This window comes from Shimazuella soli (assembly GCF_022511585.1).
Lineage (GTDB): Bacteria > Bacillota > Bacilli > Thermoactinomycetales > Thermoactinomycetaceae > Shimazuella > Shimazuella soli.
Map to the genome: position 1 here is coordinate 716,711 of NZ_JAKWBN010000001.1, position 17,616 is coordinate 734,326.

General features: G+C 39.1%; 23 protein-coding genes and 1 other annotated feature. Of the genes, 18 read left to right on the plus strand and 5 right to left on the minus strand.

The genetic code is table 11. The annotated features are described in order from the left end of the window. Nucleotides 1–122 precede the first annotated feature (122 nt). Nucleotides 123–198: a sequence feature (ribosomal protein L21 leader region), on the plus strand. A gap of 12 nt (nucleotides 199–210) precedes the next feature. From rplU to obgE, 5 genes are all read left to right on the plus strand, one after another. Then, entirely contained in the window at nucleotides 211–522 is a 312-nt protein-coding gene (rplU, locus tag MK805_RS03875; protein ID WP_240873875.1) for a 50S ribosomal protein L21, read from the plus strand. Between the two features lies 1 nt (nucleotide 523). Continuing rightward, the gene (locus MK805_RS03880) at nucleotides 524–850 is read left to right on the plus strand and encodes a ribosomal-processing cysteine protease Prp (RefSeq protein ID WP_240873876.1); all 327 of its coding nucleotides are present in this window, start codon (nucleotides 524–526) and stop codon (nucleotides 848–850) included. Nucleotides 851–875: 25 nt separating this feature from the next. Continuing rightward, entirely contained in the window at nucleotides 876–1,184 is a 309-nt protein-coding gene (rpmA, locus tag MK805_RS03885) for a 50S ribosomal protein L27 (RefSeq protein WP_240873877.1), read from the plus strand. Between the two features lie 85 nt (nucleotides 1,185–1,269). Further along, nucleotides 1,270–1,974, plus strand: coding sequence for a Spo0B domain-containing protein (locus MK805_RS03890; protein ID WP_240873878.1), 705 nt, complete (start codon nucleotides 1,270–1,272; stop codon nucleotides 1,972–1,974). A gap of 4 nt (nucleotides 1,975–1,978) precedes the next feature. After that, nucleotides 1,979–3,289, plus strand: coding sequence for a GTPase ObgE (gene obgE / locus MK805_RS03895; RefSeq protein ID WP_240873879.1), 1,311 nt, complete (start codon nucleotides 1,979–1,981; stop codon nucleotides 3,287–3,289). 52 nt (nucleotides 3,290–3,341) lie between these two features. Here obgE and MK805_RS03900 read toward each other — a convergent pair whose 3' ends face one another. Both MK805_RS03900 and MK805_RS03905 read right to left on the minus strand, forming a co-directional pair. Continuing rightward, a complete protein-coding gene (locus MK805_RS03900; protein ID WP_240873880.1) occupies nucleotides 3,342–3,506 on the minus strand; it encodes a hypothetical protein in 165 nt (54 codons plus the stop codon). Between the two features lie 214 nt (nucleotides 3,507–3,720). After that, on the minus strand, nucleotides 3,721–4,197 hold the full coding sequence (locus tag MK805_RS03905) for a low molecular weight protein-tyrosine-phosphatase (RefSeq protein ID WP_240873881.1): 477 nt from the start codon (nucleotides 4,195–4,197) through the stop codon (nucleotides 3,721–3,723). A gap of 123 nt (nucleotides 4,198–4,320) precedes the next feature. On the opposite strand from MK805_RS03905, the gene pheA reads away from it, so the two are divergent. Together pheA and ilvE are read left to right on the plus strand one after the other, a co-directional pair. Then, nucleotides 4,321–5,193, plus strand: coding sequence for a prephenate dehydratase (gene pheA, locus MK805_RS03910; RefSeq protein ID WP_240873882.1), 873 nt, complete (start codon nucleotides 4,321–4,323; stop codon nucleotides 5,191–5,193). 71 nt (nucleotides 5,194–5,264) lie between these two features. Beyond that, on the plus strand, nucleotides 5,265–6,164 hold the full coding sequence (gene ilvE / locus MK805_RS03915; protein WP_240873883.1) for a branched-chain-amino-acid transaminase: 900 nt from the start codon (nucleotides 5,265–5,267) through the stop codon (nucleotides 6,162–6,164). 53 nt (nucleotides 6,165–6,217) lie between these two features. Here the strand turns inward: ilvE and MK805_RS03920 are convergent, their stop codons facing one another. Genes MK805_RS03920 through MK805_RS03930 form a run of 3 tightly spaced genes read right to left on the minus strand, consistent with a single transcriptional unit; the run spans nucleotide 6,218 to nucleotide 8,898 of the window. Continuing rightward, nucleotides 6,218–7,210, minus strand: a complete 993-nt coding sequence (locus MK805_RS03920; protein ID WP_240873884.1) for an ABC transporter permease — start codon at nucleotides 7,208–7,210, stop codon at nucleotides 6,218–6,220. Then, nucleotides 7,194–8,111: an ABC transporter ATP-binding protein gene (locus MK805_RS03925; RefSeq protein WP_240873885.1), complete on the minus strand. Its 918-nt coding sequence runs from the start codon at nucleotides 8,109–8,111 to the stop codon at nucleotides 7,194–7,196. Before MK805_RS03925 ends, MK805_RS03920 begins: the two co-directional genes overlap by 17 nt. A gap of 16 nt (nucleotides 8,112–8,127) precedes the next feature. Then, a complete protein-coding gene (locus tag MK805_RS03930; protein WP_240873886.1) occupies nucleotides 8,128–8,898 on the minus strand; it encodes a GDSL-type esterase/lipase family protein in 771 nt (256 codons plus the stop codon). A 154-nt stretch (nucleotides 8,899–9,052) separates the two neighbouring features. Here MK805_RS03930 and MK805_RS03935 point away from each other — a divergent pair, with 154 nt between their 5' ends. The 11 genes from MK805_RS03935 (at nucleotide 9,053) to ruvA (ending at nucleotide 17,613) form a co-directional block, all read left to right on the plus strand. Further along, nucleotides 9,053–9,559, plus strand: a complete 507-nt coding sequence (locus MK805_RS03935; protein ID WP_240873887.1) for a LysM peptidoglycan-binding domain-containing protein — start codon at nucleotides 9,053–9,055, stop codon at nucleotides 9,557–9,559. Then, nucleotides 9,556–10,524: a phosphotransferase gene (locus tag MK805_RS03940; protein ID WP_240873889.1), complete on the plus strand. Its 969-nt coding sequence runs from the start codon at nucleotides 9,556–9,558 to the stop codon at nucleotides 10,522–10,524. The genes MK805_RS03935 and MK805_RS03940 overlap by 4 nt, the downstream gene beginning before the upstream one ends. A gap of 58 nt (nucleotides 10,525–10,582) precedes the next feature. After that, complete coding sequence (locus MK805_RS03945) at nucleotides 10,583–11,440, plus strand: nitrilase-related carbon-nitrogen hydrolase (protein WP_240873890.1); 858 nt, start codon at nucleotides 10,583–10,585, stop codon at nucleotides 11,438–11,440. 1 nt (nucleotide 11,441) lies between these two features. After that, nucleotides 11,442–12,296: an NAD+ synthase gene (locus MK805_RS03950; protein ID WP_240873892.1), complete on the plus strand. Its 855-nt coding sequence runs from the start codon at nucleotides 11,442–11,444 to the stop codon at nucleotides 12,294–12,296. Between the two features lie 38 nt (nucleotides 12,297–12,334). Further along, nucleotides 12,335–13,090: a YebC/PmpR family DNA-binding transcriptional regulator gene (locus MK805_RS03955; RefSeq protein WP_240873893.1), complete on the plus strand. Its 756-nt coding sequence runs from the start codon at nucleotides 12,335–12,337 to the stop codon at nucleotides 13,088–13,090. A 153-nt stretch (nucleotides 13,091–13,243) separates the two neighbouring features. Further along, a complete protein-coding gene (locus tag MK805_RS03960) occupies nucleotides 13,244–13,852 on the plus strand; it encodes a class I SAM-dependent methyltransferase (RefSeq protein WP_240873895.1) in 609 nt (202 codons plus the stop codon). Between the two features lie 72 nt (nucleotides 13,853–13,924). Next, the gene (locus tag MK805_RS03965) at nucleotides 13,925–14,929 is read left to right on the plus strand and encodes a polysaccharide deacetylase family protein (RefSeq protein ID WP_240873896.1); all 1,005 of its coding nucleotides are present in this window, start codon (nucleotides 13,925–13,927) and stop codon (nucleotides 14,927–14,929) included. Between the two features lie 74 nt (nucleotides 14,930–15,003). Beyond that, nucleotides 15,004–15,876: a YitT family protein gene (locus MK805_RS03970; protein ID WP_240873898.1), complete on the plus strand. Its 873-nt coding sequence runs from the start codon at nucleotides 15,004–15,006 to the stop codon at nucleotides 15,874–15,876. An 82-nt stretch (nucleotides 15,877–15,958) separates the two neighbouring features. Next, nucleotides 15,959–16,510, plus strand: coding sequence for a hypothetical protein (locus tag MK805_RS03975; RefSeq protein WP_240873899.1), 552 nt, complete (start codon nucleotides 15,959–15,961; stop codon nucleotides 16,508–16,510). Between the two features lie 26 nt (nucleotides 16,511–16,536). Then, entirely contained in the window at nucleotides 16,537–17,010 is a 474-nt protein-coding gene (ruvC, locus tag MK805_RS03980; protein ID WP_240873901.1) for a crossover junction endodeoxyribonuclease RuvC, read from the plus strand. Between the two features lie 18 nt (nucleotides 17,011–17,028). Next, nucleotides 17,029–17,613 (plus strand): Holliday junction branch migration protein RuvA, encoded by a 585-nt coding sequence (gene ruvA, locus MK805_RS03985; RefSeq protein WP_240873905.1) that lies wholly within the window; start codon nucleotides 17,029–17,031, stop codon nucleotides 17,611–17,613. Nucleotides 17,614–17,616 lie beyond the last annotated feature (3 nt).

Genomic DNA, 17,616 nt, shown 5'->3' on the forward strand with positions numbered 1-17,616 from the left:
GTTACATTGAAAATTATATCATTTCTTATTTCGATTTTGATGAGAAATAAATGTCTATCATACAGGTGTAATCTGAAATGATGGATGTTTTCATTGACTCTTTCACCTGATCCGTGGTATCATATTGTCTGTTACCGCACAGAGTAGGGTTTAAATGGATCAGTTCCTCCCTCACTTTTGGCGAGTCTTCATGATAGAGGAGGTTAAAAGATGTACGCATTGATCGAAACAGGCGGCAAACAATACCGCGTAGAAAAAGATAGTGTGCTCTTTATTGAAAAATTGGATGCAGCTGAGGGAGATACCGTTACCTTTGATAAGGTTTTGCTTATTTCCAATGAAGGAAATGTACAAGTAGGTAGCCCTGTAGTGGAAAATGCAAAAGTGACCGGTAAAGTATTGAAACAAGGACGGTCCAAAAAAATTACCGTCTTTAAATATAAGCCTAAAAAGAACTACAAGAAAAAGCAAGGCCATCGTCAACCATTTACACGTGTTGTAATCGAATCTATCGAAGCGTAAGATGATTCGCATTCAGGTAAAGCGAAACCAAGCTGGTCTTGTAGAGCAAATAAAGGTAACCGGTCATGCTAACTTTGCAGAGCACGGAATGGATATTGTTTGTGCTGCCGTTTCTGCTGTGACTATCGGCATGGTAAATGCGATGGAGCAGATAACAGGTGTCACCGTTCATCAACCCGATGATGGAGAAGGCAAAGTAGATTGCCGTATACCTGATGATTTGCCTACAGAGGAAGTACGTACACAGCTCGGTCTTCTCATGCAGGCGATGGATTTATCGCTAAAGGGTATCGCAGATGGATACCCAGAGTATGTTCAATACAAATAAAATGAAAAGGAAAGAGGTGTAACCTATGCTACAGCTTAATCTACAGTTGTTTGCTTCTAAAAAAGGGGTAGGATCGACAAAGAACGGTCGTGATAGCCGATCCAAACGTCTAGGTGTGAAACGTGGAGACGGTCAATTCGTACTCGCTGGTAACATCTTGGTTCGCCAACGTGGAACAAAGATCTATCCAGGAACCAATGTTGGTCGTGGTGGAGACGATACACTATTTGCGACTGCTGATGGTGTTGTGCGTTTTGAACGCTTTGGAAAAGATCGTAAACGTGTAAGCATCTACCCAGTTGCCTCTGAAGAAGTAGCAGCAACACAAGCGTAATAACATTGTAAAAGACAGGAGTGACACTCAGACATTCGTAGTGTCACTCTTTTTTTATCTTATACAAAGAAAAGGAGCGATAGGTTTGCCGCGTTCTGCTTTTTATTTGCTAGTTCCAATGATTGTGCTTGTAGTATGGGGATTGACTACGATGGATGTTGTGTGGTTTTTCACCATGACTGTCGTCTTTGTACTCAGTTTGTTTTTTTATATTCGAGCGACAAAAAAAGAACAACAGCAACAAGAAGCGGAAAAAACAAAGCGATTGCTCAGTAAAATTCGGCATGATCTGATGAACCATGTGCAAGTGTTGATGGGATATCAGATGATGAATCGTGTTGATAAAATAAGCGAATACTTAGATCGTTTAGCAAAACAGGCGATGGTAGAACGGGAAATATCAGAGTTGAAAGATGAAGAGTTAGCGGTTTTCTTATTGACCTTGGCTCATCACTTTCCACAGTGGGAATGGGAAGTTCAGAAATTACCAACCTATGTGGAACAGCCCACGAAAACAAATGAACCAATTGTAAATTGGTTATCCACATGCATTGAATGGTTAGCAAAAATGGGAGAGAATAAATACGATTGGCAAAAGGTTGTTTTGCAATTATCAGGGGACACGCGAACAAACTTTTTTTCATTTCAAGTATACGATGCAGAAAATAACCTTCTTCCACTTCATGTTCCAGCTGGAGAATGGACAAACTTAAAAAATCAGTTTAAGCAATTGCAGTTAGAGATGGAAAATCAACAACGATTAATATTACGTACAAGTGTGAGTAGGTGAGAAAGTGTTTGTCGATAAAGTCAAGATTTTTGTCAAAGGCGGCGATGGAGGCAATGGTATGGTTGCTTTTCGCCGTGAAAAGTATGTAGCAGAAGGCGGTCCATGGGGCGGCGATGGCGGTCGAGGCGGAAATGTCATTTTTGAAGTTGATGAAGGACTTCGTACCCTTGTCGATTTTCGTTACAAAAAGCATTTTAAAGCGGATCGAGGCGAACATGGACGAAAGAAAAACCAACATGGTGCTGGTGCAGAAGATATGGTGGTGAAAGTTCCTCCTGGTACAACCGTTCGTGATGCGGAGACTGGGGAATTGATTGTGGATTTGACTTCTCATCACCAGACTGCAATCATCGCTAAAGGGGGGCGTGGTGGAAGAGGAAATGTGCGTTTTGCTACTTCTGTAAATCCTGCCCCGCAGATTGCGGAAAATGGAGAACCTGGCACAGAACGATGGGTAGAATTAGAGTTAAAATTATTAGCAGATGTCGGGCTTGTTGGATATCCAAGTGTGGGAAAATCAACGCTTCTATCGGTTGTTTCAGCAGCAAAGCCAAAGATCGGTGCTTATCATTTTACGACGATCATTCCGAATTTAGGTGTGGTTCGTGTGGATGATGGTCGAAGTTTTGTTATGGCTGATTTGCCAGGATTAATCGAAGGGGCTCACCAAGGAGTGGGTCTTGGCCATCAGTTTTTACGTCATATTGAACGTACCAAAGTCATCGTCCATGTAATCGATATGGCTGGATCAGAAGGCCGCGATCCATATGAAGATTATTTACAAATCAATGAAGAAATCCGCCTGTATAAACATAACTTAGAAAAAAGACCGCAAATTATCGTGGCAAACAAGATGGATTTGCCAGAAGCAGCAGAACAACTGGAGTTATTTCGAGAGCAGATAGGTGAAGATGTTCCCGTTTATCCTGTATCTGCGATAAGTAGAGAAGGCCTGAAAAAAGTCTTATTTGCTGTTGCAGATTTATTGGAGAAGATGGAAGAAGAGGAAGTAGAACAAGAACAATCGGAACAGATTTCAGCAGAGATGGTAGTGTACAGAAGTGAAGGAGAAGAACCGGCTTTCACCATTCGCAGAGAAAATGAAGTATATGTTGTAGAAGGTCATCGTATTGAGAAATTGATCAAGATGACGAACTTTCGCTTCCATGACAGCTTAATGCGATTTGCCAATACCATTAAACAAATGGGTGTCGAAGATGCGCTTCGCAAGCGAGGAGCCAAAGAAGGCGATACTGTGCGTATTGGAGAAATGGAGTTTGAGTTATCGGATAGTTTAGATACAGACACGGAATAAAGCGGGCGGCCGGGCGGCCCCATCTGTCGATGGGTCGTCCGGCCGTCTCTGGTCACTTCTGGGGTTCAGAAGGTAGGTACTCGTGGCGGGTGATGATGTCACAGATTGCACTGTGCGAGTCTTTCTTTTTCGGAACTGAAGAAGCACGTTTTGCCTCATCCAGATCCTTGTGAGCTTGGGCGGTTACTTCGAAGATTCTGTCATCCTTCACAGACATACCAGTCTCCTTTGACCAGAGGTTACTTATAACATTAAACTATTTTTGAGTGTACTGCCAGTCATTATTAGAAAAAACATAATTATCTTTTTTTTAGTTCTAAAATCTTTATTCTTATGTAAACTAGAAAATGTATTTAAGAGAAATGATTTTAGTAAAAAAGAATATAAATAAAAACAAAAGCGGTATCATCCGCTTTTGTTTTTTACATATCTTATACTAATTGGTGTCGATATTGCGTTCTGATTTGTTCAAGCAATTCGTGACATCCAGAAGAAATTAAGTCGTAGGTTTCATCAAAGTCGCCAGTAAAATAAGGGTCTGGTATTTCTTTATAAGTCGAATGAGGAAGAAAATCGACAAATCGATATAAGTGAGGGCAAGGACGTCCACATAAACGTGTCAAATTTTTAAAGTTACTGTTGTCCATTGCTATGATAAAGTTAAAGTGAGTAAAATCAGATGGAGCTACTTGTCGTGCTTCCATCCCTTTATGAGATATACCAGCTTGATCCAGTTTGGTGCGAGTGCCCACATGAGGAATATTTCCGACGTGCCAATCTCCTGTACCCGCTGAATCAATATGAATTTTGTCTTGCAGGCCTGCTTCTTTGACGTAATGACGAAAAATTGCTTCAGCCATTGGAGAGCGACAGATGTTACCCAGACATACAAATAATACGGATATCATGCTATTTCTCCTTAGAAAAAATAAATTCATGTTTAGTGTAACATAAGTACTGAATAATTGGACAGCCCATGAAAGTTCATTGTACAATCGAGAAATTAAATAGGAGTCAGGAGAAAATTATTCATGTTAAAAAAAATAGGTTACTTAGGACCGATCGGCTCATTCAGTCATGAAGCGGCAGAGTCCTTGTTTCAATCGAACATATATGAACATACACCATTAGCCAGTATCCCTGATGTGATCAGCAGTGTTGATAAAGGTTCTGTGGATTTGGGGGTTGTGCCAGTAGAAAATGCAATAGAAGGCTCTGTCACAGCTACACTCGATTGGTTAGTCCATCAGGTCGATTTGCCGATCATCGCCGAATTCCTTTTCCCTATCTCGCAATGTATCTTAACTCACCCAGAGCAAATCCATACACCAGAGAATCAAATTACAAAAATTTTGTCGCACCCGCAAGCAATTGCTCAATGCCGTGTTTATTTGAAAGAAAAGTACCCACAAGCAGAATGGGTGTTTACGGAAAGTACTTCCCAAGCAGCCGCGCTTGTTGCAGAATCTCCGAGTGAACCGTGGATTTGCATTGGTGCAAAGCAGGCAGCAATACTAAATGGATTAGAAATTTTAGAATCACATGCGGAAGATCACCCGAATAATGTGACTCGTTTTATTGTTATCAGTAAGAGTGTGGAAACATGGAAAAAAGATTCGAAGCAATATAAAACAAGTCTTCAAATCACTTTACCGAGTGATTATCCAGGTGCTCTGTATCAAGTGCTGGCATCTTTTTCTTGGCGTAAAATTAACTTAACTCATATTGAATCAAGACCAACTAAAACGGGTCTAGGAAATTACTTTTTCTTGATTGATGCCCAGTTGCCAGTTGATCATGTGCTTTTAAAAGGAACAATAGAAGAAATAGAAGCGATTGGGTGCCAAACGCGTGTACTTGGCTCCTATCCATGTTTCTCTTTTTTGGAGCAAGCTATTCATTGACAAGTAGGGAATTGCAAGCTTATACTTTACAGAAATCTAAAAAATAATTAAAAATTATGGGAGGAACAGAAATGGAAAGCGAACGTTGGGTATTTATCAATGGAGAGTATAAACGTAAGGCGGAAGCTATGGTTTCAGTCTTCGATCATGGCTTTTTGTATGGAGATGGAGTGTTTGAAGGAATTCGTGTGTACAGCGGAAATGTTTTTCGTCTGCATGAGCACATGATCCGACTCTATGAATCCGCCAAGTCTATTCTCCTTGATATCCCTTATACCTTAGAAGAACTGGAAGCACATGTGGTAGAAACCGTTCGCAAAAATCAGTTGTTGGATGCATATATTCGCCTTATTGTCTCAAGAGGAGAAGGGCCACTTGGTCTTGATCCAGCAGAATGCATCGGTGCCAATGTAATCGTCATTGTTGATAAAATTCGTTTGTATCCACAAGAACTTTATGATAAAGGGCTTTCAGTCGTAACGGTTCCTACTCGTCGGAATATTCCTGATGCATTAAATCCACGTGTAAAATCACTCAATTATTTAAATAATATTTTAGCGAAAACAGAAGCGAAGCAAGCTGGAGCTCAAGAAGCAATCATTCTTTCTAGTGATGGATATGTAACAGAAGGTTCTAGTGATAACATATTTATGGTAAAAGATAATGTTCTTTATACTCCTCCTTGTTATTTGGGAGCTCTTAAAGGTATCACGAGACAATCAATTATTGATATTGCTGCGGAATTAGGTTACCAAGTGAAAGAAGCGCCATTTACTCGCCATGATGTATTTATTGCAGACGAAGTACTACTTACCGGAACGGGTGCTGAAGTTATTTCTGTTGTACAGGTTGATGGTCGTCCGATTGGTGATGGTGTACCAGGTCCTGTGTTCAAAGATTTAATAACACAATTCAGAAAACTGGTAACCTATGACGGTATCTCTGCATTTCCTTCTGAAGTTAAACTATAGAATACTAATAAAAATCCTCACACGTTCGATGAGAAAAACGTGTGAGGATTTTTTTAATTCAACACATCTCGTCTGGAGAAAACAACAAATGCAATAATAATAGCCACAATGGACCAAATAGCGAGGATTGCTAAGGAGAAGGGAAGACTCATCCCTGAGATGAGGATCGGTTTTCCCGCCAAGTAATCAGTCAATCGTAGATTGATAAAAACAAAGTACCGCAAACTCTGCCAAGTGGGTGCTAATTGAGTCAGTAAGCTGCCGGAGATAACTGCTGCCAGCATTACCCCCATACTCGTCGCTGTGTTCCGAACCAGCACAGACACCATAAAAGAGATCGTGCCGACAGCGAGCGCAGAAAACCAGGCCAGTCCAAATGCATAAATAATATATTTCCATTGCGGAATAAGATGAACTTGATTGGTAATCAGTTGATTCCCTTGCTGGATAAACCCACTTAATACAGGTAAATTCCAGCCTTTGTATCCAAAGATAATACCAGATATTAGGTAACTCAATAGCCCTGTGATCAACATGACCAGCGAAATACTCAAGATAAGTGCCAAATATTTGCTAAGAAGCACTTTCCATCTGGCTACAGGTCGGGTCAGCAATACTTTTATCGTACCATTGGCATATTCAGAAGAAACTAAATCCGCTGCTAAAATGACGACGATCAGCGGTAAAAATAAGGCAACTGCTTCTTCCATAAATTTTCGTACGAACGTAGGTGCACCTGGAGCTGTTGGGTTGATATTGTTTTTTAAGTAGTACTTTTGTTGATCGATGGTCAATCGTGTCCATTTTTTCCATTCTTCCGGTATTCGACTAGAGGTCAACTGATTTTCATTGTCGACAATTTGTTGCTGCAAAATTGCTTTCCAATCCGATGTTCCGATTTGTTTAATGGTAGTTTGTACCGTCACATATTGAGCGTATGTAAAAATGGGGATTAACACTGCTAAAATCAATACTACTACTAAAAAGCGTTTTTTACGGAACATTTTTAGCAGTTCATTATAGACGAGTTTAACCAATTCCTTCACCACCGGTCATTTCCAAAAATATATCTTCTAATGTTTGATTCATTGGGCGTATTGCACTGACCTGAATATTAGATGCCAGTAAGAGTTGGTTGGTCTCGGCGATTTTTTCTACAGGCATATGCACCATCACGCTTTCTTTTCCTAGCTGCTCTACATTTCTGATATAAGGTAGTTCAGAAAATTGTTTGATTGCTTGGGGTATTGGGTTTAGTGACCATTCTACTTTGCTGTCATCACCTACTAATTGTGAAACAGCAGCTGTCTTTAATACTTTTCCATGGCTTATAATAGCAACGCGTTCACAAAGAAGCTGAATTTCGTATAGGATATGGCTTGAAATGAAGATGCTGATAGATTGTTCTTGCGCAAGTCGACGTATAAATGCTCGAAGCTCACGAATGCCTGCTGGATCTAAGCCATTTGTAGGCTCGTCTAAAATTAGAAGTTGAGGATTTCCTAATAAGGCTTGAGCGATTCCTAGCCTTTGTCTCATGCCAAGGGAGTATGTTTTTACGGTTTCATCAATTCGTTTCTCCAATTCAACTAATCGAACTACTTCATCTATGCGATCGTCATCAATGTTATCGATCATTCGAGCAAAGTGCTCCAAGTTTTCTCTTCCTGTAAGGTAAGGGTAAAGTTCTGGATTTTCAACGATGCACCCCACTTGCTTGATTGCCTCTAAAAAATGTGTTTGTAGGTTATGTCCTCCAATGACGATAGAACCCGATGTTGGTTTGATAAGACCCACTAACATTCGAATGGTAGTTGTTTTACCGGCGCCATTGGGTCCGAGAAAGCCAAAAATTTCACCAGGGTTTACGGTAAAGGAGATATCATCGACGATTGTTCTTCCTCCAATTTTTTTGGTAAGGTGTTCAACTGATAAGACTGGTTTCATCGGGAAATCCTCCTTTTTATGGTATTACTGGGAATACACGATCTGCGATTCGCTGATAACCGGTGTCATTTGGGTGGAAGTGGTCGCTGGATAAAAACTGTTTATTATGGATTTGAAATAAATCAAAAGTAGGAACAACAATGATTTTTGAGTAGTTTGCACTAATTTTTAACAGCGCACTGTTCCAGTCGGCAACTAATTCAGATGTCATTTTTTCATTTTCTAACCCTGCAAATGGATTGTAAATACCCATAACAATAACCGTCGCTTTTGGATTCAAATTTTTTATAGTGCTTAAGATTTGTGTCATATTTTTCTTATATTGAACTAAGCTTTTTTGTGCACCTGATATGTCAATATTTTCTAGTTGACCACTTCCTCGAAAGAGATCATTGTTTCCGATCGTGATGGTGATCCAATCAGCCTTTTTTATAAAATTTTGTGTCTCTATGTCTCTTATCTGCTTTACTAACTGTGGCGAAGTTTGCCCACTTACAGCAAGGTTTATCATACTCAGTGAAGAGTGATTTTTTGATTCCATCATCTGTTTGAGTCGACCTATATAGCCTTTTCCTGTCGAATCTCCGATTCCTCTTGTAAGTGAATCTCCCAAACCGAGCAGTAGTCCGTTTTTACTGACGGACACATTTTCTGATGGGGCAGTTGATTTAGCTGTTTGGATTTGAGGTAAAAGTATCTCTTTTACTCCCAATACAAATCCTGTAATGAGAAATACGGTGCAGAGTACCGCCGCTACATAGACAAGAAACATCGTCTTTTTCCGCATACAAAATCTCCTTTTTCTAATGGGTCCACTGAAGTATTGTACCGTTTATTTGTCTTTAAAAAATCATACCTAAGTCTTATTTCAAAAATCAAAAAGCAAAATTAGCCCACTTCCTGCATAGGATGTAGATATATGCTTTTATAGGAGGCAAAACATGAAAATCCATATTGTTCGACAAGGTGAAGTTTTTGAAGAGCTTGTACAAAAGTATAATGTGCCGTTTGAGAGATTATTAGAAGCAAATCCTGATCTAAATGGAGAAGTTTCGTTAGAACCAGGAAGTAAAATCAAAATTCCCACAGGCAAGATACCTCTTTCGATTCCAAAAACAGAGAGAGAAGAAGTATCAGTAGATGAGCTTACTCCTATTTTTTTGGAGCCTGTGCCGCTCGAAGAGACAGAGCTAAGTTGGGAACTGGATGAAGATGAATGGGAGGACCTGGAAGACGAGTTTGATGAGGAGGAGTTTTCGACAGTAGCAGCACCATTTGCTCCGATATTTCCAACACAACCCGGGTTTCAACCATATTTTTCAACGTCCGGTTTCGAACCGATGCCCTTTTTACCCTATCCTGTATACCAGCCTCCTATTTACCCTCCGATGTCTTATCCGCGAGCTAAAAAAGCGAAAAAAGAAAGCTCTTCTACGGTATACGGATGAATTTTAAACCAAATATAAAGCAGTTGTCATTAGGATTACAAATGAACATCTCTGAAATAAAAGAATATCGAAACTATTGGCTTGTTATCGGAGAAACAGGGAAATGGGTGGCAAAACCAATAAGGGATGGGCAACACCATGTTTGGTGGTCAGATGTCGAACAAGAGCTTCGCAATAAAGGATTTCATTTTTTTTCCCAATCGAAGCAAGTAGGGCGTTGGCTCTTATCCGAATATATTGAAGGGGAATGTCCCACTTATAAAAATAGAGAAATTGGTATCCCTTTGATGCAGACACTTGCTCAGTTTCACACACATGGTCAAAAGTTAAATACGCCGCCTACTGCACAGGCGGCGTATCTTTTATCCGATCGTTTATTTGACAGGCTACATGATTTTTATCATCATTTAATTCTGCGTGAGGATAGACCTGAAAAACTGGTTCATCTGATTTCTGAGTATGGTCCTATTTTTTATCAACAGGCAAATGAGACTTATCGTACACTATGTGCATTGGGCTTACCTTATTTAGCTCTGTCATCAAGAGACGGGCATATGTTGAGTCATCGGGATTTAGCAAATCACAATTGGATCGTTGATCGTAACCAACAAGTATGGTTAATCGATTTTGAAACGGCTGAGTACGACTTGCAAATCGGAGATGTTTGGCAAATATGCTCCCGAATCATGACAGAACATCAATGGGATATTCATTTGTTTCAAGAATTAATTTGTTCTTATGAATCTGTTAAACCATTAAAAGACTGGGAAACACAAATACTGGCTTGTCTTTTTCGGTTTCCAAATGAGTTTCTAAGAGAGACAATTGGTATACTAGAAAAGAAAGCAGGTTATAACGAAGATCAAACGATCCCCTACATTGAGAAGATCGCTTCTGATTATCCGATCTGGTTACAAAGAGTGGGGCAGATAAATACTTGGTTCAGGAAGAGAAAGACTCAGTAGATAGTGGATTATGTTATGATGGTAGAGACAGGCGCTCAAGGAGGATGAAAACAACAAAATGAGAGTAGGATTAGCTCAATTTCGTCCCACATTAGGGGATTTACAGCGGAATTTAGATCTTCACTTGGATTGGATTGAAAAGGCCAAACAAAACCAAGTGGAGTTACTTTTGTTTCCGGAATTAAGCTTAACAGGATATAGTTTGTTAGATCTTACCTATGATGTAGGTCGATCTGTTTACAGTGAAGAAATCAGTAAGCTAGTCGCTCGCTCAGAGAGTTTGGATATTGTATTTGGTTTTGTGGAATTAAGTGAAGATCACGTCCTGTATAATTCTACCCTTTATGCAAGTAAAGGGAAAATTGTACATATTCACCGAAAAGTCTATCTTCCAACATACGGCATGTTTGATGAAGGCAGGTATTTTGGACGCGGAGAAGTTTTACGAAGTTTTCCAACGCAGTTTGGTCAAATGGGTATTCTTATTTGTGAGGATATGTGGCATTCATCAACTCCGTATTTGCTTGCTCAAGATGGTGCGCAAATGATTCTGGTTCCTTCCAATTCCCCTGCCAGATCCCTCGACCAAAATGAAGTTGGCTCGCAGTCTTTTTGGTATGCCAACTTGGAGAATCAAGCTGCTCTTGGAGGTTTGTTCATCCTGTTTTGCAATCGGGTAGGGACAGAAGATGGAGTCAGTTTTTATGGGGGATCTGCCATTGTAAATCCTTATGGAGATGAGGTTGCTCGAGCAAATAGGTTAGAAGAACAATTGCTTTGTGCAGATATCGATCTGGATGAAGTTCGTCGTTCTCGATTTGAAACACCATTATTGCGTGATGAGAATTTGGATCTTACCATCAGAGAGTTAACTCGTATTCGCCAGAGGCGGTTAGAACAAAAGAGGTGGACTTAATATGTCAACACAATTAGAAGAACAATTACTTGCAGCTCCTTACTTAGCATTGGATGCTCCTCTGGCAGTGGAAATACTCACAGCAGCATTGAAGGAGGAAGTAGAGAAGGCAGGATTTCGTAAGGTTGTTCTCGGTTTATCTGGTGGGATAGATTCCGCATTATCTCTCTACTTAGCTGTGCGAGCATTTGGTAAAGATAATGTTATTGCAGTCTGTATGCCTTATCGAACAAGCAGTGCATCTAGTCTTACCGATGCAGAAGAAGCGATTTCCGATACTGGAGTTCAATCATTGAAAGTCGATATTAGTCCTCAAATCGATGCCTACTTTGAATTCATGCCAGATGCAACTTCTCTTCGCAAAGGAAATAAAATGGCACGTGAGCGTATGACGATTTTATATGATTTATCTGCTCATTTTGGGGCTTTAGTAATTGGGACAAGCAATCGGACAGAGTTATTACTCGGTTATGGAACGCAATTTGGAGATTCTGCATCTGCTGTCAATCCATTGGGAGACTTGTATAAAACGCAGGTGCGACAACTTTCCAAATTTATCGGTGTTCCACGTTCTATTTTAGAAAAAGCTCCTAGTGCTGATTTATGGGAAGATCAGACGGATGAAAAAGAGCTTGGTTTTTCTTATTTTGATGTCGATCGATTGCTGTATCATTTACTCGATCGCCGTTTAACGAAAGAACAATTGTTAGAACAAGGTTTTTCCAATCCATTGATCGAACAGGTAACACAGCGGATTACACGTAATCAATACAAACGAAGAATGCCTCTCATTTTAAAGATAAGCAATCGAACGGTTGGTGTCGATTTCCGTTATCTTCGTGATTGGGGTTTATAAAATATCTCTAGATAAAAGCAAGTAGGAGAGGGGATAACATGGCAGGACATTCAAAATGGAAAAATATTCAACATCGAAAAGGAAGACAAGATGCAATAAAAGGAAAAATATTTGCAAAGCTGAGTAAAGAAATATACGTCGCTGCTCGCAGAGGAGATAAGGACCCAGCAAACAATAATCAGTTACGGTTAGCAATAGCAAAGGCAAAATCACAAAACATGCCAAATGATAACATTGAACGTGCGATAAAAAAGGCAGCTGGAGAAGGCGATGGAAGTAATTACGAATCCATTATGTACGAAGGTTATGGTCCGGATGGAATCGCAGTTTTAGTTGAAGCTCTCACAGATAATCGAAATCGAACAGCAGCAGATGTGCGATTTGCATTTACCAAACGTGGTGGAAACTTAGGGGAATCAGGTTGTGTATCTTGGATGTTTCATCGATATGGTGTCATTGAAATAGCAAAAGAAGAGGTCTCTATAGATGAAGAGGAAATGGAGCTTCTATTGCTTGATCTAGATCCAGAGGACATAGAAATTACAGAAGAATCCTATATTGTATATGTCAGTCCCGATCGTTTAGAAGAAGTTCAGGAACAGTTACAGAGCACTCATCATATCTGCCTTTCTTCCGCAGATGTAATGATGATTCCGGAAAATAAGATTCATGTTAAAGGAGATACTATTAAGAAAGTGCTGGATTTGATTGAGACATTGGAAGATCATGACGATGTGCAAGCAGTTTTTACTAATTTTGATGCGGATGAAGAGGAAATAGAAAAATTCAGCTAGTTCTTCTTCTTATGGACTTAGATCACTCCTAAAAAAGAAGTGATCTTTTTTATTTTCCATCGACAAATGATTGAAAAAAATCGTATGATGGTAAAACCATATGAACCGATGGGTTTAGGTTATATTAAATGGGGAATCCAATGAGGTGGTCATATGAAACAAACTGTCCATGATAAAATTCGTTTTTTTTATTCTTTCCTTCAATCCCCAAAACGTATTGGAAGTGTTATTCCCAGTTCTTCTTATCTTGCCAGAGGGATGTTTCGATCTGTTGATTTTTCTCATATAAATTCGATTGTTGAACTTGGGGCAGGAACAGGAGTTTTCACTAAAATAATCGCAGAGAAGCTTCAGCCTTCTGCCAAAGGTCTTGTGTTTGAACAAAATAATAAAATGCGGAATAGGCTAGAGAATACCTATCCGAATTTAAATTTCTATTCCAATGCTACTGAATTGACAGATGTTGTAAAAACGTTAGAAGAAAAAGCGGTTGATGTCGTCATATCAAGTCTTCCATTTGCAAACTTTTCCCAGGAAATAAGAATGCAAATAGCACATGATATATATAAGGTATTAAAACCAAACGGTATGTTAGTGGCATTTCAATATTCCAGACAAATGAAAGCCGTTTTTGAATCATTGTTTTCAAATGTATCCATAACTTTCGTTCCTTTTAATATACCTCCAGCTTTTGTTTTTACTTGCATCAAAGTCCATCAATCATTCAAGAAAAAAGCTGTCGAAGAAAATCGTTTATGGTAAAATAGCGTTGTTCGAGGATTCGTGGATTTTTTGTAAGATTCCTCACGGATGGGTTTTGGGGAGTGATCGAAATTGTCTTTTTTTGGTCGACTAGCATGTTTTATTTTGTCGGTGGCAATTGTTTTGTCTGGTTGTTCCAATGAAGAACCTGTTAAAGCGCAGAGTAAAGAAAAGTCAGTCAAGTATACCGCCGAACAGTTTAGTCAATCGATGAAACTTACACAAGCAAAATCTTTACCAGTTCCACAAATTAATATTTCCGAACTAAAACAAAAAGAAGCATTAGAAGTGACAAAAATGCAGTACCAGACATCTTTTTATCGGGGTTCTAAATATAAAAAACAGGTAGCCCTAACTTTTGATGATGGACCTGATAACAATTATACGCCGAAGATTCTGGATATCTTAAAGAAAGAACATATCAAAGCGACCTTTTTTGTGGTTGGGACCATGGCCAAACGCTATCCTTCTTCACTCAAACGGATTTACGATGAAGGGCATGTGATTGGGAATCATTCTTGGAATCATCCGGTCTTGTCTAAATTGCCTGCACCAGCTGTTATGAAGCAAATCGAAGATACAAATAATGTAGTGACAAGTGTTATTGGCAAAACTCCTATTTTGGTCCGTCCGCCATACGGTGCTTTGAATAAGAAATTGGAAAGTGTTGTTGGTAAAAAAGGCTTTAAATTAATTTATTGGGATGTAGATACACTGGATTGGAATCATCAATCTCCAGATAAGATTATGGCAACGGTGAAAAAAGAATTGAAGAAGGGGAGTATTATTTTACAGCATTGTGCTGGTGCACAGAGCATTCAAGCAACAGTAGATGTATTGCCGAAGCTTATCGCTTATCTGCGCAGTCAAGGTTATGAGTTTGTTACGATTGATAAAATGCTCCATACTCCTGCATATACCAAAACTCCTAAATTGGACCCCAAAAAACCGGTTGCCAACATAAAATCAGAATCGACGAAAAGTTTAAATCATCAGAATAAGTCACATGAAAAAGATTTCCCTTCTGATAAAAAATTCAAGCCAGATAATAAGATGCAAACAACTCCTATGAAGTAGGGGTTGTTTTTTTACATTTATAAGTACTTTTTTATTTCTGGGTAAAAATACATAGATGGAAAGGGGTTTTGCACGTGAGTAGTTCCACTCATAAACAAGTATCTTGGACTTTGCTGATCAAACGTATTATTTTCATTGTCATAGGAGCTGTTTTAGTAGCATTTAGCTTAGAAATGTTAATGGTTCCAAACCGAGTTATTGATGGTGGAGTAGTTGGTATATCCATCATGTTATCGTATTTAACTAATATCAGTCTTGGTCTTTATTTATTTATCTTAAATCTTCCATTTTTTTTATTTGGATACAAGCAAATAGGGAAAACATTTGCGATCTCTACTTTATTTGGAGTTTTGGTGATGTCAATTGGAACGGTTTTATTTGCACACCACAAACCTGTTACCAATGATCCTCTGCTTGCTGCAATATTTGGAGGGATTATTCTTGGTATTGGTGTTGGCTTAGTCCTTCGATACGGCGGTTCACTAGATGGAACAGAAATTTTGGCAATATGGATCACAAGACGGATTCCATTTTCGATTGGTCAAATTGTTATGTTTTTTAATTTGTTTATTCTTGGAAGTGCAGGTTTCGTTTTTGGAAGTTGGGATCGAGCGATGTATTCGTTAATTGCCTATTTTATTGCCTTTAAGACCATAGATACAACAATTGAGGGCTTTGATGAAACAAAGTTCGTTTGGATCATCAGTGATTTGTATAAAGAGATAGCAGATGCCATATTACATAATTTAGGAAGAGGAGTAACTTTTTTAAATGGGGAAGGTGCATACACAGGTGATACAAAACGAGTCATTTTTTGCATCGTTACGCGTTTAGAAGAAGCGAAATTAAAATCAATTGTTCAAGATATAGATCAGGATGCTTTTTTCGCAATTGGAAATATACATGATGTTCATGGGAAACAATTTGCCAACAATGAAATTCACTAATGGGTCGGTTCATAGACAGGTTGGGTAGGATGGTCTAAAATGGGAAGAAGCCACCACATAGAGAGAAAGGTAAGGCAAAACCATGACTACCCAACATTCTTTTTTACAGCATCTACTCAAATTATTGCTTCGATATCACCGAAGATTGGGATTAAATCAACAACAGTACGTATTGTTACATAGTTGTATTCAATTTGATGATATGGATGTTCTTGAAGAAGTTACGGGTCTATCAGAGGATCAGATTATGAAATCATTGACGGAGTTGGCAAATCGAAAAATAATTGCTTTTACTCCGGATAAAAATATTGATCTTGAATACCTCCATCAGTTGTTGAACATGGTTGAACAAGATAATATCCCTTTCCGTGAAATTCTTATCAAAGAATATGTGAGTGAAAAAAAACATAAGACAGGACATGTTGGTCAAGTAGAGCTAGTTCCAATGAACAGTGGTATAGCAGTTCGGCTAAGAAATGGTACTTTTTTAACGATTGCTCGATTGCGGGAATTAGCTGAGGAGTTTGAGTTATTTGCAGGCTCCATCAAAGAAGAAGAAATATGGAAAGTAAATTTGCAGTTATTGTCTCAAATTCATCGGGAAAAAGATGAAGCAATAGATAAAATTGTATGAAAAAGAGGAGCATAAGGAGTAAAATTGTGAAAATAATTGGAATTGATCCAGGAATAGCCATTGTTGGTTATTCCGTTTTAACTAGACGGGGAAATAAACTCCACCCAATAGACTATGGTAGTATAGAAACACCTGCTGGCATGCCGACACCAAAACGATTGAAAGAAGTATATGATGCAGCGAAACATTTATTTCAACTTCACCAACCTGATGTAATAGCAATTGAAAAGCTTTTTTTTAATCGTAATGTTACCAATGCATTTACGGTTAGTGCTGCTCGAGGGGTAATTATGCTTGCAGCAGAAGAGTGTGACATTTCTATAACCGAGTACACACCTTTGCAGGTTAAAATGGCAGTTACCGGATTTGGAAAAGCGGAGAAGAGTCAAGTACAAAAGATGGTTCAACGATTGCTTCATCTCCCAGCGGTCCCAAAACCAGATGATGTAGCAGACGCACTAGCTATTGCAATTTGCGAAGTACATGCCGGATCGAGATAAGGGAGAGTTGAGATTGAGATGATTGAACGATTACGCGGGGAAATTTTTTTAGTAGAGAGCGATTATATTGGAGTTGATGTTCAAGGTGTGGGCTATCAAGTTTTTGTAGTAAACCCGTATCAGTTTGAAGAAGGGACTACTAATGTAGTTTATATCCATCATGTGGTGAGGGAAGATGCTTCATTGCTTTATGGATTTTCTGTTCAGGAAGAGAGGAATTTGTTTCGTTCTCTGTTAGCCGTATCTGGAGTTGGCCCAAAAGCAGCTTTGGGAATATTATCCGCTGGTACACCTGCACAAATTGTATCAGCTATTCAAGCAGAAAATGTTGCATTTTTAACAAAGCTTCCAGGAATAGGAAAGAAAACAGCTGCTAGATTAATCCTGGATCTTAAAGATAAATTAGCGCACTGGATGCCAAAAACACTTGAAATTCCCACACAAACTGTTGTTTCTGAATCCAATGACCGGGAAATCGTAATCGACGCGCTGATGGGACTAGGTTATGATGAAAAGGAAGCAGCACAATTAGCAAACAACAGTTTTGAGGAAAATCAATCAGTAGAAGCTTGGATAAGAGCAGCATTGAGACAAAAGGGGTGAGTG